The sequence below is a fragment of the Cellvibrionales bacterium genome (genome assembly GCA_016713115.1).
Classification (GTDB): Bacteria; Pseudomonadota; Gammaproteobacteria; order Pseudomonadales; family UBA7239; genus UBA7239.
Genome location: JADJPU010000001.1, coordinates 1,791,262 through 1,807,687, shown reverse-complemented (window position 1 = coordinate 1,807,687; position 16,426 = coordinate 1,791,262). Strand labels below are relative to the sequence as shown.

15 protein-coding genes and 1 pseudogene are annotated in these 16,426 nt (G+C 49.6%); all 16 read right to left on the bottom strand.

What is annotated here, in order from left to right; translation table 11 throughout:
* Nucleotides 1-6 precede the first annotated feature (6 nt).
* Nucleotides 7-1,053 carry a UDP-3-O-(3-hydroxymyristoyl)glucosamine N-acyltransferase gene (gene lpxD / locus IPK30_08985; protein MBK8103401.1) on the bottom strand — a complete coding sequence of 349 codons (1,047 nt, stop codon included), beginning with the start codon at nucleotides 1,051-1,053 and terminating at the stop codon, nucleotides 7-9.
* Nucleotides 1,054-1,055: 2 nt separating this feature from the next.
* A complete protein-coding gene (locus tag IPK30_08980; GenBank protein MBK8103400.1) occupies nucleotides 1,056-1,568 on the bottom strand; it encodes an OmpH family outer membrane protein in 513 nt (170 codons plus the stop codon).
* A gap of 79 nt (nucleotides 1,569-1,647) precedes the next feature.
* Nucleotides 1,648-4,251, bottom strand: coding sequence for an outer membrane protein assembly factor BamA (gene bamA / locus IPK30_08975; protein MBK8103399.1), 2,604 nt, complete (start codon nucleotides 4,249-4,251; stop codon nucleotides 1,648-1,650).
* 79 nt (nucleotides 4,252-4,330) lie between these two features.
* Nucleotides 4,331-5,710, bottom strand: a complete 1,380-nt coding sequence (rseP, locus tag IPK30_08970) for an RIP metalloprotease RseP (GenBank protein ID MBK8103398.1) — start codon at nucleotides 5,708-5,710, stop codon at nucleotides 4,331-4,333.
* The gene (locus IPK30_08965) at nucleotides 5,703-6,887 is read right to left on the bottom strand and encodes a 1-deoxy-D-xylulose-5-phosphate reductoisomerase (GenBank protein ID MBK8103397.1); all 1,185 of its coding nucleotides are present in this window, start codon (nucleotides 6,885-6,887) and stop codon (nucleotides 5,703-5,705) included. Before IPK30_08965 ends, rseP begins: the two co-directional genes overlap by 8 nt.
* Complete coding sequence (locus IPK30_08960; protein MBK8103396.1) at nucleotides 6,884-7,678, bottom strand: phosphatidate cytidylyltransferase; 795 nt, start codon at nucleotides 7,676-7,678, stop codon at nucleotides 6,884-6,886. Before IPK30_08960 ends, IPK30_08965 begins: the two co-directional genes overlap by 4 nt.
* 21 nt (nucleotides 7,679-7,699) lie before the next feature.
* Entirely contained in the window at nucleotides 7,700-8,428 is a 729-nt protein-coding gene (gene uppS, locus IPK30_08955) for a di-trans,poly-cis-decaprenylcistransferase (GenBank protein ID MBK8103395.1), read from the bottom strand.
* Nucleotides 8,429-8,469: 41 nt separating this feature from the next.
* Nucleotides 8,470-9,027 (bottom strand): ribosome recycling factor, encoded by a 558-nt coding sequence (gene frr / locus IPK30_08950; GenBank protein ID MBK8103394.1) that lies wholly within the window; start codon nucleotides 9,025-9,027, stop codon nucleotides 8,470-8,472.
* A 32-nt stretch (nucleotides 9,028-9,059) separates the two neighbouring features.
* Entirely contained in the window at nucleotides 9,060-9,797 is a 738-nt protein-coding gene (pyrH, locus tag IPK30_08945; protein ID MBK8103393.1) for a UMP kinase, read from the bottom strand.
* Nucleotides 9,798-9,924: 127 nt separating this feature from the next.
* Nucleotides 9,925-10,793, bottom strand: a pseudogene (locus IPK30_08940) (elongation factor Ts).
* 89 nt (nucleotides 10,794-10,882) lie between these two features.
* Entirely contained in the window at nucleotides 10,883-11,623 is a 741-nt protein-coding gene (gene rpsB, locus IPK30_08935) for a 30S ribosomal protein S2 (protein ID MBK8103392.1), read from the bottom strand.
* A gap of 140 nt (nucleotides 11,624-11,763) precedes the next feature.
* Complete coding sequence (gene der / locus IPK30_08930) at nucleotides 11,764-12,888, bottom strand: ribosome biogenesis GTPase Der (GenBank protein MBK8103391.1); 1,125 nt, start codon at nucleotides 12,886-12,888, stop codon at nucleotides 11,764-11,766.
* A complete protein-coding gene (locus IPK30_08925; GenBank protein ID MBK8103390.1) occupies nucleotides 12,885-13,235 on the bottom strand; it encodes a 50S ribosome-binding GTPase in 351 nt (116 codons plus the stop codon). The genes der and IPK30_08925 overlap by 4 nt, the downstream gene beginning before the upstream one ends.
* Before the next feature lie 9 nt (nucleotides 13,236-13,244).
* A complete protein-coding gene (gene bamB, locus IPK30_08920) occupies nucleotides 13,245-14,435 on the bottom strand; it encodes an outer membrane protein assembly factor BamB (GenBank protein ID MBK8103389.1) in 1,191 nt (396 codons plus the stop codon).
* A 2-nt stretch (nucleotides 14,436-14,437) separates the two neighbouring features.
* The gene (locus tag IPK30_08915) at nucleotides 14,438-15,109 is read right to left on the bottom strand and encodes a tetratricopeptide repeat protein (GenBank protein ID MBK8103388.1); all 672 of its coding nucleotides are present in this window, start codon (nucleotides 15,107-15,109) and stop codon (nucleotides 14,438-14,440) included.
* Between the two features lie 41 nt (nucleotides 15,110-15,150).
* Complete coding sequence (gene hisS / locus IPK30_08910; protein MBK8103387.1) at nucleotides 15,151-16,419, bottom strand: histidine--tRNA ligase; 1,269 nt, start codon at nucleotides 16,417-16,419, stop codon at nucleotides 15,151-15,153.
* Nucleotides 16,420-16,426 lie beyond the last annotated feature (7 nt).

Below are 16,426 nucleotides of genomic sequence, written 5' to 3'. Positions count from 1 at the left end.
CAATCACTATGAATGATCTTGATGCCTTTCCAATGTCCGTATACGCTGAAAAAGCGATTCTAATTGCAAAAATCGCACGGCACTTTTGCGCCACGCCGCTGTTTTTGTCAATGCCGTACCAGACGAATACGAACCCGGCTCACTGATCGAACCTGTCACCAAACTCTTGGCGGTGATATGCACGCCATCTGCAATACGCAGGTGACCGACAATCCCTACCGCACCGGCAATCGTGCAATGCTGTCCAATTTCTGTGCTACCCGCAATACCTGTACACGCAGCAATTGCGGTGTACTTGCCAATTTTTACATTGTGCGCAATTTGCACCAAATTATCGATAATCACACCATCTTCGATAATCGTGTCTTCCAATGCGCCGCGATCAATACAAGTATTAGCGCCAATCTCTACACGATCGCCAATTAACACTCCGCCCAGTTGATGAATTTTCTGCCAACCAACTGCGTCACCTGCTGCAAAATTAGGGGCAAAACCAAACCCATCAGCACCAATAACCGCGCCACTATGAATCACGGCATCTGAGCCAATTTTAACGCCGTGATAAACGGTAACTCGCGTATGTAAAAAACTGCGCGCGCCAATAACACTAGCCCTACCTACCGAGCATCCTGCGCCTAATGTAGCACCTTCACCAATCACCACATCAGCAGCAAGCACACAGTGCGCGCCAATCGATGCGGTAGCTGCAATGCGTGCCGAGGGATCAATTACTGCTGTTGCATGAACTCCTGCCACACACGCTGTCGACTCAGCAAAAAGCGCTGAAATCTTGGCGTAATCCAAATAGGGATTTTCGGAAACCAAACAAGGGACGGGGCAATCCGCCACAGCTTCCGCTTTGAGAATTACCGCGGCAGCTTTTGTTTGTCGTAACTGCTTGCGATAGGTCACATTGGAAAAAAAACTTATTGTGTTGGCATCTGCCCCCACCAAAGTTGCAATGCCATGTATATGGCAATCACCAGCAACACTCCCTGAAAGTCTCAAGGAGAAACGCTCAGCAATTTCAGCGAGCGTATAGCTCTTTCGCATTTTTATTGTTTGCTGGTAGAAGATGTGTTCAATTTGGCAGTCACTTTTGCGGTGATATCAAAAGTTGCATCAGCATGAATCACAGCCTTTCTATCCATCAACAAACCAATACCTTCTGATTCAACAATGCTTTTAACAGCGCTTTCCAAGCGAGGTCCGATATTATCCATCAAACGTTTGCCTGCTACTTGGCGCTCTGCGTTCAGCTTACGCACAATCAGCTCGAAATCAGCCTGCTTAAATTCCATGGTTTTTTGTTTGTCCTGTGCACCAGCGCCACCACCCTCAATGGCAGAACGCAAACTGGTAATGTCTTTTTTCAATTTTTCTGCATCAGCAATCATCTTGGCAATATCAGAGCGTGCTTCAAACGCTTTCATTTCAGATTTGGCCATATTGGTGCTCAGAATGGCTTCTTGTACATCCAACACTGCCACCTTGCCGCCTTCTGCTACGGCGATTGGAGCCAACACCAGCGCGACAACAGCCGCCATTACTTTGATTGCTTTATTCACAGTAAAAACTCCACCTTGCATTGATTAAACCTGAGCGACAAATACTACACCTGCCGCCATCAAAAAAATGTTAATTGCTTTAGAAGTTCTGTCCCATAGAAAACTGGAATACCTCTGACTCATCATCACTACCCGCATTCAGCGGCTTAGCAATACTGAACATCAATGGCCCAAAGCTAGTAATCCATGTCAGACTGACCCCAGTTGAATACCGCATATCCGCGGGACTAAAGCTAAAACTGTCACAATTAATTTGTTTTTCCCCTTTGCCTTGCACAATTCTACCGTTAAGAACTGTTGGAACTGCATCACTGCAATCCGTGTCGTAAACATTACCCATATCGAGAAACACGGATGTTTGCATAGAGGTTTGATCTTTTACAAACGGCGTTGGCACGATCAAATCAATACTGCCATCCATCACCACATTGCCACCGATAGGATCATCATCCCCATCCAAAGCATTTGTTTCTACCAATTTATCCCCACTTGCGGTCAATACAGAAACATAAGCAAGTTGGCCATTAGGCAATGCGGTGTACTGGAAGGCGCGAGCTGGCGTACCGCGTGGCCCTAATGTATTGCGTTTAAAACCACGCACTGAACCGAAGCCACCACCATAGAAGTTTTCAAAAAATGGCAGCTCATCTGTACCGCCATAACCCATACCATATCCAAAACGACCACGAAAACGCAGCGTGTATTTATCATTGATCGGCTTGAAGACTTGGCCGCGATAAACAGCTTTGAAATATTCCAAATCACTTACAAACGGCGCCGTGCCTTCAAAAGCAATACTTTGCGAGAAACCACTGGTGGGCAGTTTAGCTTTGTTCAAAGTAGATTGACTCCAGCTTGCCGTCAGTTTTATATCGTCGAAGCTGGTGCCATGACGATCCAGAAAGCCTTTGTAAGCAGGGCCAGCCGTCATACTGGTGTAGGTTCCATCGGCTGGAAACTGTGTAATACAGCTAGCAGGATTTGCTAAACAGGCTTGATCAACATAAGGAATGCTGGGATCTGGCAACAATGGCGTGCCAGAAATTTCTTGCGCAGGCGCCGATCCCACTTTGATGCTGTTGTGCGCGTAACCAATGCCGAACTGCAGACGCTCAATTTCAGAAATTGGATAGCCAAAGTTCATGTCTAAACCATAACTGTCTACGGAATAATCTGACACGTTATAGTTAGAAAGATCTCTAGCTGTGTAATACAAGTTAAAGCCACGGCTCACGCCGTCCACCGTGTAATAAGGGTCACTGTAACTAAAACTTATTTGATCCATGTATGAGCTGGTGCTGATGTTCACACCCACCTGCTTGCCCGTACCCATAAAATTATCTTGCTGAATACTACCGCCCAAAATCAAACCGGAACCTTGTGCAAAGCCTACACTGGCACCGATACTGCCTGACGGCTGTTCTTCTACCGTGTATTCCACATCAATTTGGTCGCCAGTACCCGGCACATCGGTTGTCTTCACATCAACAGTCTTAAAATAACCCAAACGTTCTAACCGCGTTTTAGATTGTTCAATCTTTGAAGAATCCGCCGTCGCGGACTCCATTTGGCGCATTTCACGACGCAACACCTCATCCGCCGTCTTGGTGTTACCTTTAAAGTTAATGCGATTCACATAAGCGCGATGATGTGGCAACACAGAAAATGTGATTTTGACAGTTTTGTCTGCTTCGTTGCGCTCCGGCACGGGTTTCACTTCTGCGTAGGTGTAACCTTCATTACCTAAGCGTTTACTGATTGCAGATTGCGAGTTGGTGAGATTGATCTGCGAAAATACAGCGCCCTGTTTCAGTGTTACCAACCCGCGCATTTCATCTTCAGGAATGATTAACTGCCCAGCAAATTCAATATCACTCACGGTATACACCTCACCCTCGTGTATGTTTACCGTAATAAAAATGGCCTCTTTGTCATCTGACAACGACACCTGCGTCGACTCAATTTCAAAGCGCAAGTAACCGCGATCCATATAATAAGAACGCAAACGCTCCAAATCGCCTTCCATTTTTTCACGCGCATATTTGTCATTGCTAGTCGCCCATGACAACCAGTTAGAAGTTTCCGATTGGAGCAAATTCAGCAGATCTTCTGTTGGAAACACAGTGTTGCCAACAATGTTGATTGCTTTAATTCTGGCGACTTCACCCTCATCAATACCAATAGAAATTCCCACGCGATTGCGTGGCAAATCTCGCACTTCCGTCTTTACTTTTGCACCGTAACGCCCCTGTGCAACATATTGCCTTTCCAACTCTGAACCCATCGCTTCCAGTGTAGATGGTTTATAGATTTGTCCTTCGGACAGACCTGCTTTTTTTAGTGCATCTGTCAAATCTTCCGATTTAATTACTTTGTTGCCTGAAATATTAACTTCCGCAACCGTTGGTCGCTCCACTACCTTAATAACCAACACATCGTGATCACGATTGATTTGAATATCGTCGAAATAACCTGTGCGAAACAAAGAACGGGTCAAATCTTGCAATTGGCTAGCATCAATTTCATCGCCGGTATTCACGGGCAAAGCAGCAAACACCGAACCCGACGAAACGCGCTGCAACCCTTCAATGCGAATATCAGCCACCCTGAATATGTCCGCAGCGTATGAAGCAGGCGCAACTAACACCAGCAACAAACCTGCAAAAAAGACTAGCTTTTTCATTACATCAATCACTCAAAATCCCCTGTGTGAACTAACAAAAAGCCAGTTCACGCTTAATCGATATAGCAATTTGCCCACATCACAACCTGAGCAAATCATTGTAAATTGCGAACAACATCAAGCCGACAATCAGCGTCATCCCAAGTTGGCTGCCTAGCTGCTGGATGCGTTCAGACACTGGGCTTCCCTTGGCAGCCTCGATCAGATAGATCAGCAACAAACCACCATCCAGCACTGGAATAGGCAGCAAATTCACTACGCCCAAATTGATACTGAGAATGGCCAGCATGCGGCAAAACACCGCCAGACCATGCTCGGCAGAATCGCCGGCCACTTTAGCAATGCCAAGGGGACCGCTCAAGTTTTTTGGTGACAAGTTGCCGACTATCAATTTCTGCAGCGTGACCAGCAATAACTGGGATTGGCTCGCCGTTTCTCGGATGCCCTGTTGCAGCGCTTGCCAAAGCGAATTGCTAACAACGCGGGTGTACTGCTTACCCAAGGGCGGGGTGCCGATCTGCGCGCCAATCTGCCCGATAGGCTTGCCTTGGGGATCACTCACTTGAGCCGGCGTGATGGCTATTTCCTGCCATACGCCCTGCCGCCGCACCCCCAATACCAAAGCTTGTTCAGGCTTGCTGCGCACAACTTTCAGCCAGCTTTCCACACTGTCTACTGGCTTACCATCCAGCTTTTCAATGATATCGCCAGCCTGCAAGCCCGCTTTTTCCGCTCGACTCTGCAGCATAACCTCGCGCACCTGCACAAACGGCGGTAGGTAAAACGCCATGCCTAAGCTTGCAAGCGGATCCGGCATATCCGTATCAGACAACCAAGCCTGCACACCCACCAAGAGCTCATAAGAGGTTGTGTTATTGGGATAGCGCACCGTAATCGCCAAATCACCCGTGTCGCCAATGCGCATTAGCAAGGCTTCCAATACACTCGAGCGTGTTGGCGTGGGGATGTCATCTACTGCGACGATCTCCTGCCCCGCCTGCAGACCTGCGTACGCTGCCGGTGAATTCGGCGTCACTGCGCCAACCACCGGCACCAAGCTCAGCTGTTCGCCTAAAAACATCCACCAAAACAAACAGATAGCCAACACGAAGTTGGCTACAGGCCCTGCGAGGACGATCGCGCAGCGCTTCCACACAGATTGACGATTAAAACTGGCATGCTGCTCAGCTTCCGCAACAGGCGCTTCGCGCTCGTCCAGCATTTTGACATAGCCGCCCAGTGGGATAGCTGCCACCACATACTCACAACCTGAGCTATCGGTTCGGCTCCACAATGTTTTGCCAAAACCGATCGAGAAACGCAGCACTTTCACGCCCAGCTTTCTCGCTACCCAGAAATGCCCAAACTCATGTACAGCAACCAAGACAGCAATCGCCACAACAAACGCGCCCGCCGACCAGAAAAAGCCTGTCAGAGACTGCAACACCGTTTCAACCACGACGCTTCACCTCGCGCTCGGCAACCACTCTCGCCTGCTCGTCCACTTCTAGTAGGGCGCAAATATCGCTCGGCGCAACTTGCGCCGCCAATTCCGTCAGCACTCGCTCAACCACGGCCGCAATACCTGTAAATGGCAAACGCCCCGCAAGGAACGCCGCCACTGCAATTTCATTTGCTGCATTCAACACTGCGGGCGCACTGCCGTTTGCCTTCAGCGCTTCTCGCGCCAAACGCAGAGCAGGAAAGCGCACGGTATCCGGTGGTAAAAAATCAAGACGCATAGCGGATGCAAAACTCAAGCGCTGCACACCGGCATCAATACGCTCTGGCCACGCCAAACCATACGCGATGGGTGTGCGCATATCAGGGTTACCCATTTGCGCCAGCGTAGAACCGTCACGGTATTCAACCATCGAGTGCACGATGCTTTGTGGATGCACCACGATATCCACACACTCCTGCGCGACACCAAACAAGTGGCATGCCTCAATCAATTCCAAACCTTTGTTCATCATCGTGGCGGAATCGACAGAAATTTTTTGCCCCATGCTCCAATTCGGATGTGCGCAGGCTTGCTGCGGCGTCACTGTGCGCATGGCATCCAATGAAAACTCGCGGAACGGTCCTCCGGATGCGGTCAAAATCAAACGACTAACACCGGCTTCGTCCATGCTTTTGTCATACGGCAAACACTGAAAAATGGCATTGTGTTCACTGTCGATAGGCAACAACTGTGCGCCGGCTTCTTTAACTGCCTGCGTAAACAGATGCCCCGCGCACACCAGCGCTTCTTTATTGGCCAATAAAACTTTTTTGCTCGCTTTCACCGCCGCTAATGTTGGTGTAAGGCCTGCAAAGCCAACAATCGCCGCCATCACCGTATCCACATCCGCATGTGCCGCGACAGCTTCCAAGCCAGCCACACCAGACAATACTTCTGTCGCTAAACCTGCTGCGCGAATTTCTGTTGCAAATTTCTCTGCCAGTGCCGCATCCACCACTACCGCGTAACGCGGCGCAAAGATTTTGCACTGCGCTAATAAAACATCAGCACGACTGTGCGCGGTCAACGCAAAAACAGAATAGCGATCTGGGTGGCGCGCAATCACATCCAGCGTGCTCACGCCGATGGAGCCTGTCGACCCCAAAACCGTAACGGACTGCACGCACTTCACTGCAGAGCACTCCAAACCAAATACAGCGCGGTAAACACAGGCACTGCTGCCGTCCAACCATCCAATCTATCCAATACGCCGCCATGTCCTGGCAATAAATTGCTACTGTCTTTAATGCCGCGTTCGCGTTTCATCATGCTTTCAAATAAATCACCCAGCACCGAAGCACAAGAAACCAATACCATCGCCGCAATAAGCCCCAGCGTTTGCAATAAATTGCATTGCACAACCAGCGCCAGCACCAGTGCGAATACCGCATTCGCCAAAGTGCCACCCCAAAACCCTTCCCAAGTTTTATTCGGGCTGACATGCACTGCCAATTTCCGTCGACCAAAACGACGGCCAGAAAAATACGCACCAATATCAGCAAAAGCGATTACAGCAATCACCAACCACAACAGACCACTGTGTGCGACTAGCGGCTGCAAAAACAACACGCCCAGCCACGCGGGAATCAACAACCAAAAACCCAATAGCAACAACAGCGACACATGGTTTGATATTTTTTTAACCGGATACCTGCCGATCATTATCAAAACAAATAACCAACCCAACAACGACAGCACCAATAAAGCATTTAACAAAACACCCGCATGGTGTACGCCAAAAATAAACAACAAGTACATCACACATGCCATACAACCAGCATAGGCATATTGCTGCCAGCGCTGTGTCAGGCCAGATATATTGGCCCACTCACCCGCTGCCAACAAAAAATTGCCGAGAAAAACAAAACCAATCCAACATAGGGCAGCGCCAGCAAACCGAGCACCAAACCAGCCAACAAACAACAGGCCGTGATAACGCGCGTTTTAAGCACCTGCACCCACCTGATCGCCGGAGAGACCGAAGCGACGCTGACGCGTGTAAAAATCAGCTATAGCGGCACGCATCGCCGTTTCATCAAAATCAGGCCAAAATAAATCGGAAAAATATAACTCAGCATAAGCTGCGTGCCACAACAAAAAATTGCTGATACGCTTTTCACCGCCCGTGCGTATCAACAAATCCACGGGCGGCAAATCACCCAGACTCATTGTGCGACTCACCAAACCTTCATCAATATCCGTGGGCAAAATATCACCGCGCACGCAAGCTTCTGCCAATTTTTTAGCCGTATTGGCAATATCCCAGCGACCGCCGTAGTCTGCTGCAATCGACAATACGCGCTCACCGCCAGCGGTAAACACCTCCGCTTCGTCAATTAACTTCGCCAACTTAGGTGAAAAGCGCGCACGATCACCAATGACGCGCAAGCTCACCCCTTCTTCTTTCATTTTTTTCTTTTCGTTAGATAAATACAGCGAGAACAGCCCCATCAAGGCATCCACTTCTGGCGCGGGGCGCTGCCAATTTTCAGAGCTAAAGGCAAAAACAGTGATATAGGGAATGTTGGCATCTTTAGCGGCACGCAACACATCACGCACACGCTCCACGCCTTTTTTATGACCCGCCACACCGGGCAAACCATGTTTTTTTGCCCAACGATTATTGCCGTCCATAATCAGGGCGACATGTTGTAACGCAGCAACTTCAGACACGGGAGACGACACGATCAAGACAACAAAATCGAGGCTGCGCCTCAGATTTCCATCAAGTCTTTTTCTTTGACTGAAAAAGCTTTATCAATTTCAGCAACAAACTTGTCAGTAATTTTCTGCACTTCATCCTGCGCACGACGATCATCATCTTCACTGATGGTTTTTTCTTTGAGCAGGTCTTTCAGTTGCGTGTTAGCATCGCGGCGAATATTGCGCACCGAAACACGCGCCGTTTCCGCCTCTGCTTTGGCGTGCTTGATAAAGTTTTTGCGCGTCTCTTCGGTCAACGCAGGCATTGGAATGCGGATAACCGCACCTGCCGTATTGGGATTCAAACCCAGATCAGAAGTCATGATTGCCTTTTCAATCGCCGGCACCACAGCTTTTTCCCACGGCGTAATCGACAGCGTGCGCGAATCTTCCACATTGATATTGGCCAGTTGTTGTAGAGGTGTATCCGCACCGTAGTAATTCACCACGATGCCTTCAAGGATACTGGGGTGCGCACGACCGGTGCGAATGCGGTTCAGTGCATGTGAAAGCGCTTCAATGCTTTTCTTCATGCGCTCTTCGGCTTCTTTTTTGATGTCATTAATCATGCTGGCCTACTCTCTTTAAATCACTATCGATATTAGTCTTCGTTTTTCTCAACCATCAGCGTGCCTTCATTGCCGCCGACGACGATATTGAGCAGCGCGCCCGCTTTCGACATTCTGAAAACACGCACGGGCATATTGTGTTCACGGCACAAGCAAATCGCCGTCAAATCCATCACGCCCAATTTTTTATCCAAGGCTTCATCGTATGTCAGACGCTCATACATTTTTGCATTAGGATTTTTCATGGGATCGGCATCATAAACACCATCCACCTTGGTAGCTTTAAGCACCAACTCGGCATTCACTTCAATACCGCGCAAACACGCCGCAGAATCGGTGGTGAAAAACGGATTGCCGGTACCGGCTGCAAAAATCACCACTTCACCTTGCTCTAGGTAGCGAATCGCGCGACGGCGGTCGTAATGCTCTACCACACCACTCATGGGAATGGCGGACATAACATGGCTCTGAATATTGCTACGCTCCAAAGCATCGCGCAGTGCCAAACCATTCATTACGGTGGCCAGCATGCCCATGTGGTCGCCAGTGACGCGATCCAAGCCCGCTGCCGACAACGCGGCACCGCGAAATAAATTGCCGCCACCAACCACCAAGCCCACTTGCACGCCGATACCAACCAACTGGCCGATCTCCAACGCCATCTTGTCGAGCACTTTGGGGTCAATGCCGAAGCCCTCTTGCCCCATCAACTCCTCGCCACTCAGTTTGAGCAGGATGCGCTTGTATTTCCTATCCTTGCCAGTGGTCATGAGGACAATTCCATCAGAGAAAAGTGGCGGTCATTCTAGTGCATGAAGGTGGATATTTCAGCCGCAGCACCAACAAAAACGGCGAAGCAGGTCACCCCACTTCGCCGCTTTCCGCACTAACTGCTGATTACTTAGCAGCGACAGCCGCTGCCACTTCTGCAGCAAAATCTACTTCTTTTTTCTCAATGCCTTCGCCAACTTCCAAACGCACGAAGCGCGTGACTTTAGCGCCGTGTTTTGCCAACAACTGCGCCACCTTCATGTCGGGCTCTTTGACATACGCTTGCTCGATCAGCGACACCTCAGCGAGGTATTTTTTCACAGCGCCTTCCACCATTTTCTCAACGATGTTTGCTGGCTTGCCGGACTCCGCTGCTTTCGCCGCCGCAATTTCGCGTTCTTTTGCAATGACCGCCGGTGACACTTCTTCTGGCGAAATAGCTTCTGGTTTCGCAGCGGCGATATGCATGGCAATGTCTTTTGCCAAATCTTCGCTACCACCCTCCATCGCTACCACCACACCGATCTTGATGCCGTGGCGATAAGAAGCCAGCAACGCGCCTTCTACCAACTCAGCGCGACGCACTTGAATGTTTTCACCAATTTTTTGCACGAGCGCCACGCGCGCTTCTTCAACAGTCTGACCACCGAAATCTAACGCTGCAATTTTTCTACATCAGTTTCACGCGCCGCCAAAGCCGCTTCCGCCACTTTGTTAGCGAACACTGTGAAGTTTTCATCTTTGGCAACAAAATCGGTCTGGCTGTTTACTTCCAGCACCAACGCTGTTTTGCCGTTGCTAACAATCACAATCGCGCCATCTGCGGCAATATTGCCCGCTTTCTTCGCTGCTTTTGCCTGACCGGATTTACGCAAATTATCAATCGCGGTTTCGATATCGCCATTGGCTTCTACCAATGCCTTTTTACATTCCATCATGCCAAGACCGGTGCGCTCACGCAGCTCTTTTACACTGGATGCTGAAATCTCTGCCATGGTTTTTTCCTCTCTGTATTTATCAATTTTTCAAAAACCAGAAAGGGGGACACGCCCCCTTTCTCTCAAACTAGCAATGATTTTTTAAATCAAGCTTGCTCGCTGTCTACTTCAACAAACTCGTCTTTGTTGACCACGCCGCCAGTTGCATTGGCAATGCCTTCTGCACAAGCATCTGCCATCGCTGTGACATACAACTTGACCGCGCGCAAAGCATCGTCGTTGGCAGGGATAACAATATCCACACCCGATGGATCACTGTTGGTATCCACGATACCGATCACTGGAATGCCCAATTTATTAGCTTCAGTGATTGCAATGCGTTCGTGATCCACATCGATAACAAACAACGCATCAGGCAAGCCGCCCATATCTTTGATACCGCCGATCGCACGCTCCAGTTTTTCCATGTCGCGTGTGCGCATCAATGCTTCTTTTTTAGTCAGCAAATTGAAAGTGCCGTCTTGCGATTGTTTTTCCAATTCGCGATAACGCTTGATGGAAGTGCGAATGGTTTTGTAGTTGGTCAACATGCCGCCCAACCAGCGATGGCTGACATACGGCATGCCTACACGCGCCGCTTGTTCAGCAACCACTTTGGCCGCTGCACGCTTAGTGCCGACGAACAAAATTTTGTTGCGCTTGGAAGACAAATCGCGCACCAAGGCCAATGCTTCGTTGAAAGCTGGCACGGTATGCTCAAGGTTGATGATGTGAATTTTATTGCGCGCGCCGAAGATGTATTTGCCCATCTTGGGGTTCCAGTAGCGCGTCTGGTGTCCGAAGTGCGCACCTGCTTGCAGCAGGTCTGTCATGCTGATATTGGCCATAGTTTCCTCTCGGGTTAAGCCACCACAGCTCCCATCAATCTACCCCGCAGGGCACCCAGATTGATGTGACGAACTGTGTGAGTCGTTGATCCGCTTCAGCCCCATGCTCGAGCGGGCGGGCTTTATACCACAGGGGGAGGCTATTTGTCCCGCTTTTTGAAGTGCTGCACCATGCGCTTGCGCTTCTGCAACTGGCGCGGTGTTAGGGTGTTGCGCCTGCCTTCGTAGGGATTGTCGCCGCCACGAAACTCGATGCGCAGCGGCGTGCCGGCGAGCTGCAACACCTCGCGGTAGATGTTTTCGAGGTAGCGGCGATAGTGATCCGGCACCTTATCCACTTGGTTGCCGTGAATGATGATGATGGGCGGGTTCTGCCCACCGGCGTGGGCATAGCGCAGCTTGATGCGGCGACCGTTCACCAGCGGCGGCTGATGGGAGGACACGGCGTCTTCCAGAATGCGCGTTAAGAAAGGCGTGCTCAATTTTTGCGTGGCGGATTTGTAGGCTTTCTTGATGGAATCATACAAATTGCCCACGCCGCTGCCGTGCAGTGCAGAAATGAAATGCGTGGTGGCAAATTTTGTAAATTGCATGCGTCTGTCCAGCACGCGCTTCACTTCATTGCGCTGATCTTCGTCGAGGCCGTCCCATTTATTGATAGCCACTACCAAGGCGCGACCTTTTTCAATCACATGGCCGAGCAAATGCAAATCCTGTTCGACGATGCCTTCCTGCGCATCCAGCAACAAAATCACAACATTCGCATCTTCAATCGCTTGCAGTGTTTTGACGATAGAAAACTTTTCTATCGCTTCCGTAATATTTTTGCGCTTGCGAATACCCGCCGTATCAATCAGCGTAAAATTTTCTTCGTTGCGTTGATAGTCAATATAAATACTGTCACGCGTAGTACCTGGCAAATCAAACACCACTACGCGATCTTCACCCAACATGCGGTTTACCAAAGTGGATTTCCCAACATTCGGTCTACCGACAATGGCGATTTTTATGCGGCGCGTTTCCGGCTCATTTTCTTGATCTACTTCTTCCTGATCCAGCTCGCTTTCTGCATCCCACAGATCGTCATCGGCAGTTTCATCACTTTCTGTTTGCTCTGGTGCTGGAAACAGCGTTTGCGCTACCGCCTCCAATAATTGATGCACACCACGACCGTGCGTTGCCGCAATCGGATGCACTTGCTGAAACCCCAGAGAGAAAAAATCGCTGGTGGCGATATCAGGGTCCATGCCATCCGATTTATTCACCACCAAAAAGTATTTTTGTGATTTTCTCGCAGATGGCGTGCAATTAATTCATCGCCAGCCGACAAACCCGCACGACAATCCACCAAAAATAAAACCACATCAGCTTCTTCAATCGCTGTCAGTGATTGGTGCGCCATCGCATCATCAATACCGCGCTCTTCTTCACCGAGGCCGCCGGTATCCACCACAATAAAGCGATGCCCTTCAAACGCGGCTTCGCCGTATTGGCGGTCGCGCGTTAGCCCAGAAAAATTGGCCACAATCGCATTGCGTGTGCGCGTGATGCGATTAAACAATGTCGATTTACCGACATTAGGACGACCAACGAGAGCAATAACCGGCAGCACAATAATCCCTTACTGCTTAAGGCTAAGTGCGTACAACTTGCCGCTAACAGTCAACGCATACAAGGTGTCACCATCGCTCTGCAAATTTGCTCTTACACCATCACCACCGATGTTGTAGCGGCCTGCATATGTGCCACCTGCACGCTTTAGCAAATGGATGTAACCGCGCTTATCCGCCACAGCAAGATAATCTCCAATAATGGCAGGTGATGACAAACCGCGATTATCAAAGCCTTCCACTTTCCAAATTTCATTGCCGGTGGTCATGCTAAGTGCGCGCACAACATCGCCGCCCTCAACGATATAAATTACATCGTCTGCTGTTGCCATGCTGTGTACAACGGAAGCTTTTTGCTCCCATTTTATTTGGCCACTTTCCTGTGCAATATCGACAATCACACCCTGATAAGACGCAACAATCACATCGGTTAATGTCAAAACTGGGTTTGCTTGCACATCAATGATTCGCTCCAATTCAGAGCGACCATTGTGCACAATGAAACGACGCTCCCACTGCATTAAACCCGTGCTCGCGTTTAGCACAGCAATTTTTCCGTTATCAAATGCAACAAAAACCGAGCCAGATTGGATCACAGGGGAGCTGTTTCCACGCAGTGTTAGCACCGCCTGTGATGATTTATAAGACCAACGCACACGACCACTTGCAGCATCAAATGCTTTCACTTGCGCATCGGTTGATTGCGCCACCACAACATCACCATCTGTAGCGGCAGCCGCTAACACTTGGCTGCTGGTTTGTGCGCGCCAACGCACTTCACCACTGGCTGCATCTAGCGCAATAACACCGCCACTTGCTGGTGAGACAAAAACCATATCGGCACCCGCGCCTACTGCACCAACCAAGGCCGCATCCAGATCGACCTTCCAGCGCACTTCACCGCTGGCACGACTCATTGCCAACACACCTCCGTTGGCATTCGCTGCATAAATTGTTCCGCCACTTACCGCAGGTGTGAGCGACAACAACAGCGCCTCATCACCTTGGCTTCCCACGCTGCGCGACCACTGTTTCGCCAAAGAAACCGAGCTGCCTGACAACTCTTTCAACGGCGCTACTGTTTCATCTTTTTTATTGGAGTCATCGAACAGACTGCACGCTGTCATCCACAACGCCAAAGAAACAACAGCTGTTGTTCTTACAAATGCTTGCAATACTGTTTGCGCGGTCTGTTTATTCATAACTACTTACCTGATTTGCCTTGCGTTACAACAGTCGATGCCAAGCTAGAGGTCTTCACTTCCAGTGCTGTTGTGCGATCTTTATTACCCGCAGCATCAAATGCTTGTTTTGCCGATTGATAACTCACGCGTGCTTCTTCTGTTTTTCCTTGAGCAGCCAGTACATCCCCGCGCAACTCAGCTACCTCACCATCCCACACGCCACCGCCTTTAATGCCGCCTAAAGTAGCCAGCGCTTTGTCACTTTCGTTCTGTGCATATTGCACTTGCGCCAAGCGCAAACTCACTAAAGGTTGCAAACTAGCATCCGGTTTTTGCTGCTGCACCCACGCCAAAAAATCTGCCGCTGCCGACAAGTTATTCGCCGCAACAGCATCTTTCGCCAAACGCAAACCCGCAAAGGTTGCATACACAGTATTGGGATAGGCTTTGCGCAACTGTTCGGCTAAATCTGTCACTTTTGATGCGCTATCAGCAACTTCCGTTGCCGTCAGCATTTGCTGAAACAAATCAGATGCCGCCTCAATGTTTTTTTTCTGATAGGCCTGGTACTGCGTCCAACCAAAAAATCCCACTACCGCCACACCAACGCCCACTACCGTGGAGCGACCATTCTCGCGCCACCATTTTTTTATCAATTCAATTTGCTCTTCTTCAGTACGATAATCAGCCATAACGCCCTCTCAGCGTTTAAAAATCATAGAATAGATAGCACTTATGCCAATAAATGCTGGCGTAAAAAGGCGCTCAGTGTACCAAAAGGCACTACCTGCTGTTCCCGCTCGTCGCGCAAAAACTTAACGGCAACCACCTGTTTGGCCAGCTCGTCCTCGCCCAATACCAACGCAATACTGGCTCCACTGCGGTCGGCGCGCTTGAACTGATTTTTGAAGCTACCCCCACCCGTATTCAATACCACAATAGCGTGAGACATGGCATCACGACACTGCTCCGCCAAAACCAGAGCCTCAGCTAAAGCAACTTCTGAAAACACAATAAAAACATCGGGCGATGCCGCAGGAATCTCGCTCGCTCCTTCCAGCAACAGCGCCAATCGCTCCATGCCCATTGCAAAGCCAAAAGCCGGTGTCGGCTTGCCGCCTAACTGCTCAACCAAGCCGTCATAGCGACCGCCCGCACACACCGTCCCCTGCGCACCGAGCGCGCTAGTCACCCACTCAAACACCGTTGCGTTGTAATAGTCCAAACCGCGCACCAAGCGCGAATTAAGCTCAAACTTTACGCCAGCGCGCGTTAATATATTGCACAACACATCAAAATGACGACGCGACGCATCGTCCAAATAGTTTTGCATTTGTGGCGCGTTGCATAAAATTTTCTGCGTATTTTCATCTTTGCTGTCGAGGATACGCAATGGATTGCTGTGCAAACGACGCTGACTGTCCACATCCAACTCAGCAACATAATTTTCTAAATATGCCACCAGCGCTGCACGATACGCCGCACGCGCGGCATTCGAACCCAATGAGTTGAGCTGCAATGAAACCAAATCTTCTAACCCGAGCTCACGCCACAAACGCGCTGTTAGCAACAACATTTCTGCGTCAATATCGGGACCGTCAAAACCAAATGCTTCTACGCCAATTTGATGAAACTGACGCAAGCGACCTTTCTGTGGGCGCTCGTGGCGAAACATAGGCCCCATGTACCACAACTTTTGTGTCTGGTTGTACAGCAAACCATTTTGCTCGCAAGCACGCACACAACTGGCAGTACCTTCAGGACGCAGGGTCAAACTGTCACCATTGCGATCTTCAAAGGTATACATTTCTTTTTCGACAATATCGGTCACTTCACCGATAGCGCGTTTAAACAATGCCGTCTGTTCAAGAATAGGGAAACGGATTTCACGATAGCCGTATCCATGCAACACATCAGCCACTGTTGACTCGATAAATTGCCACACATGCGACTCATGCGGCAGCAAGTCATTCATGCCACGAATAGATTGAATCTTGCTCACGAATAAA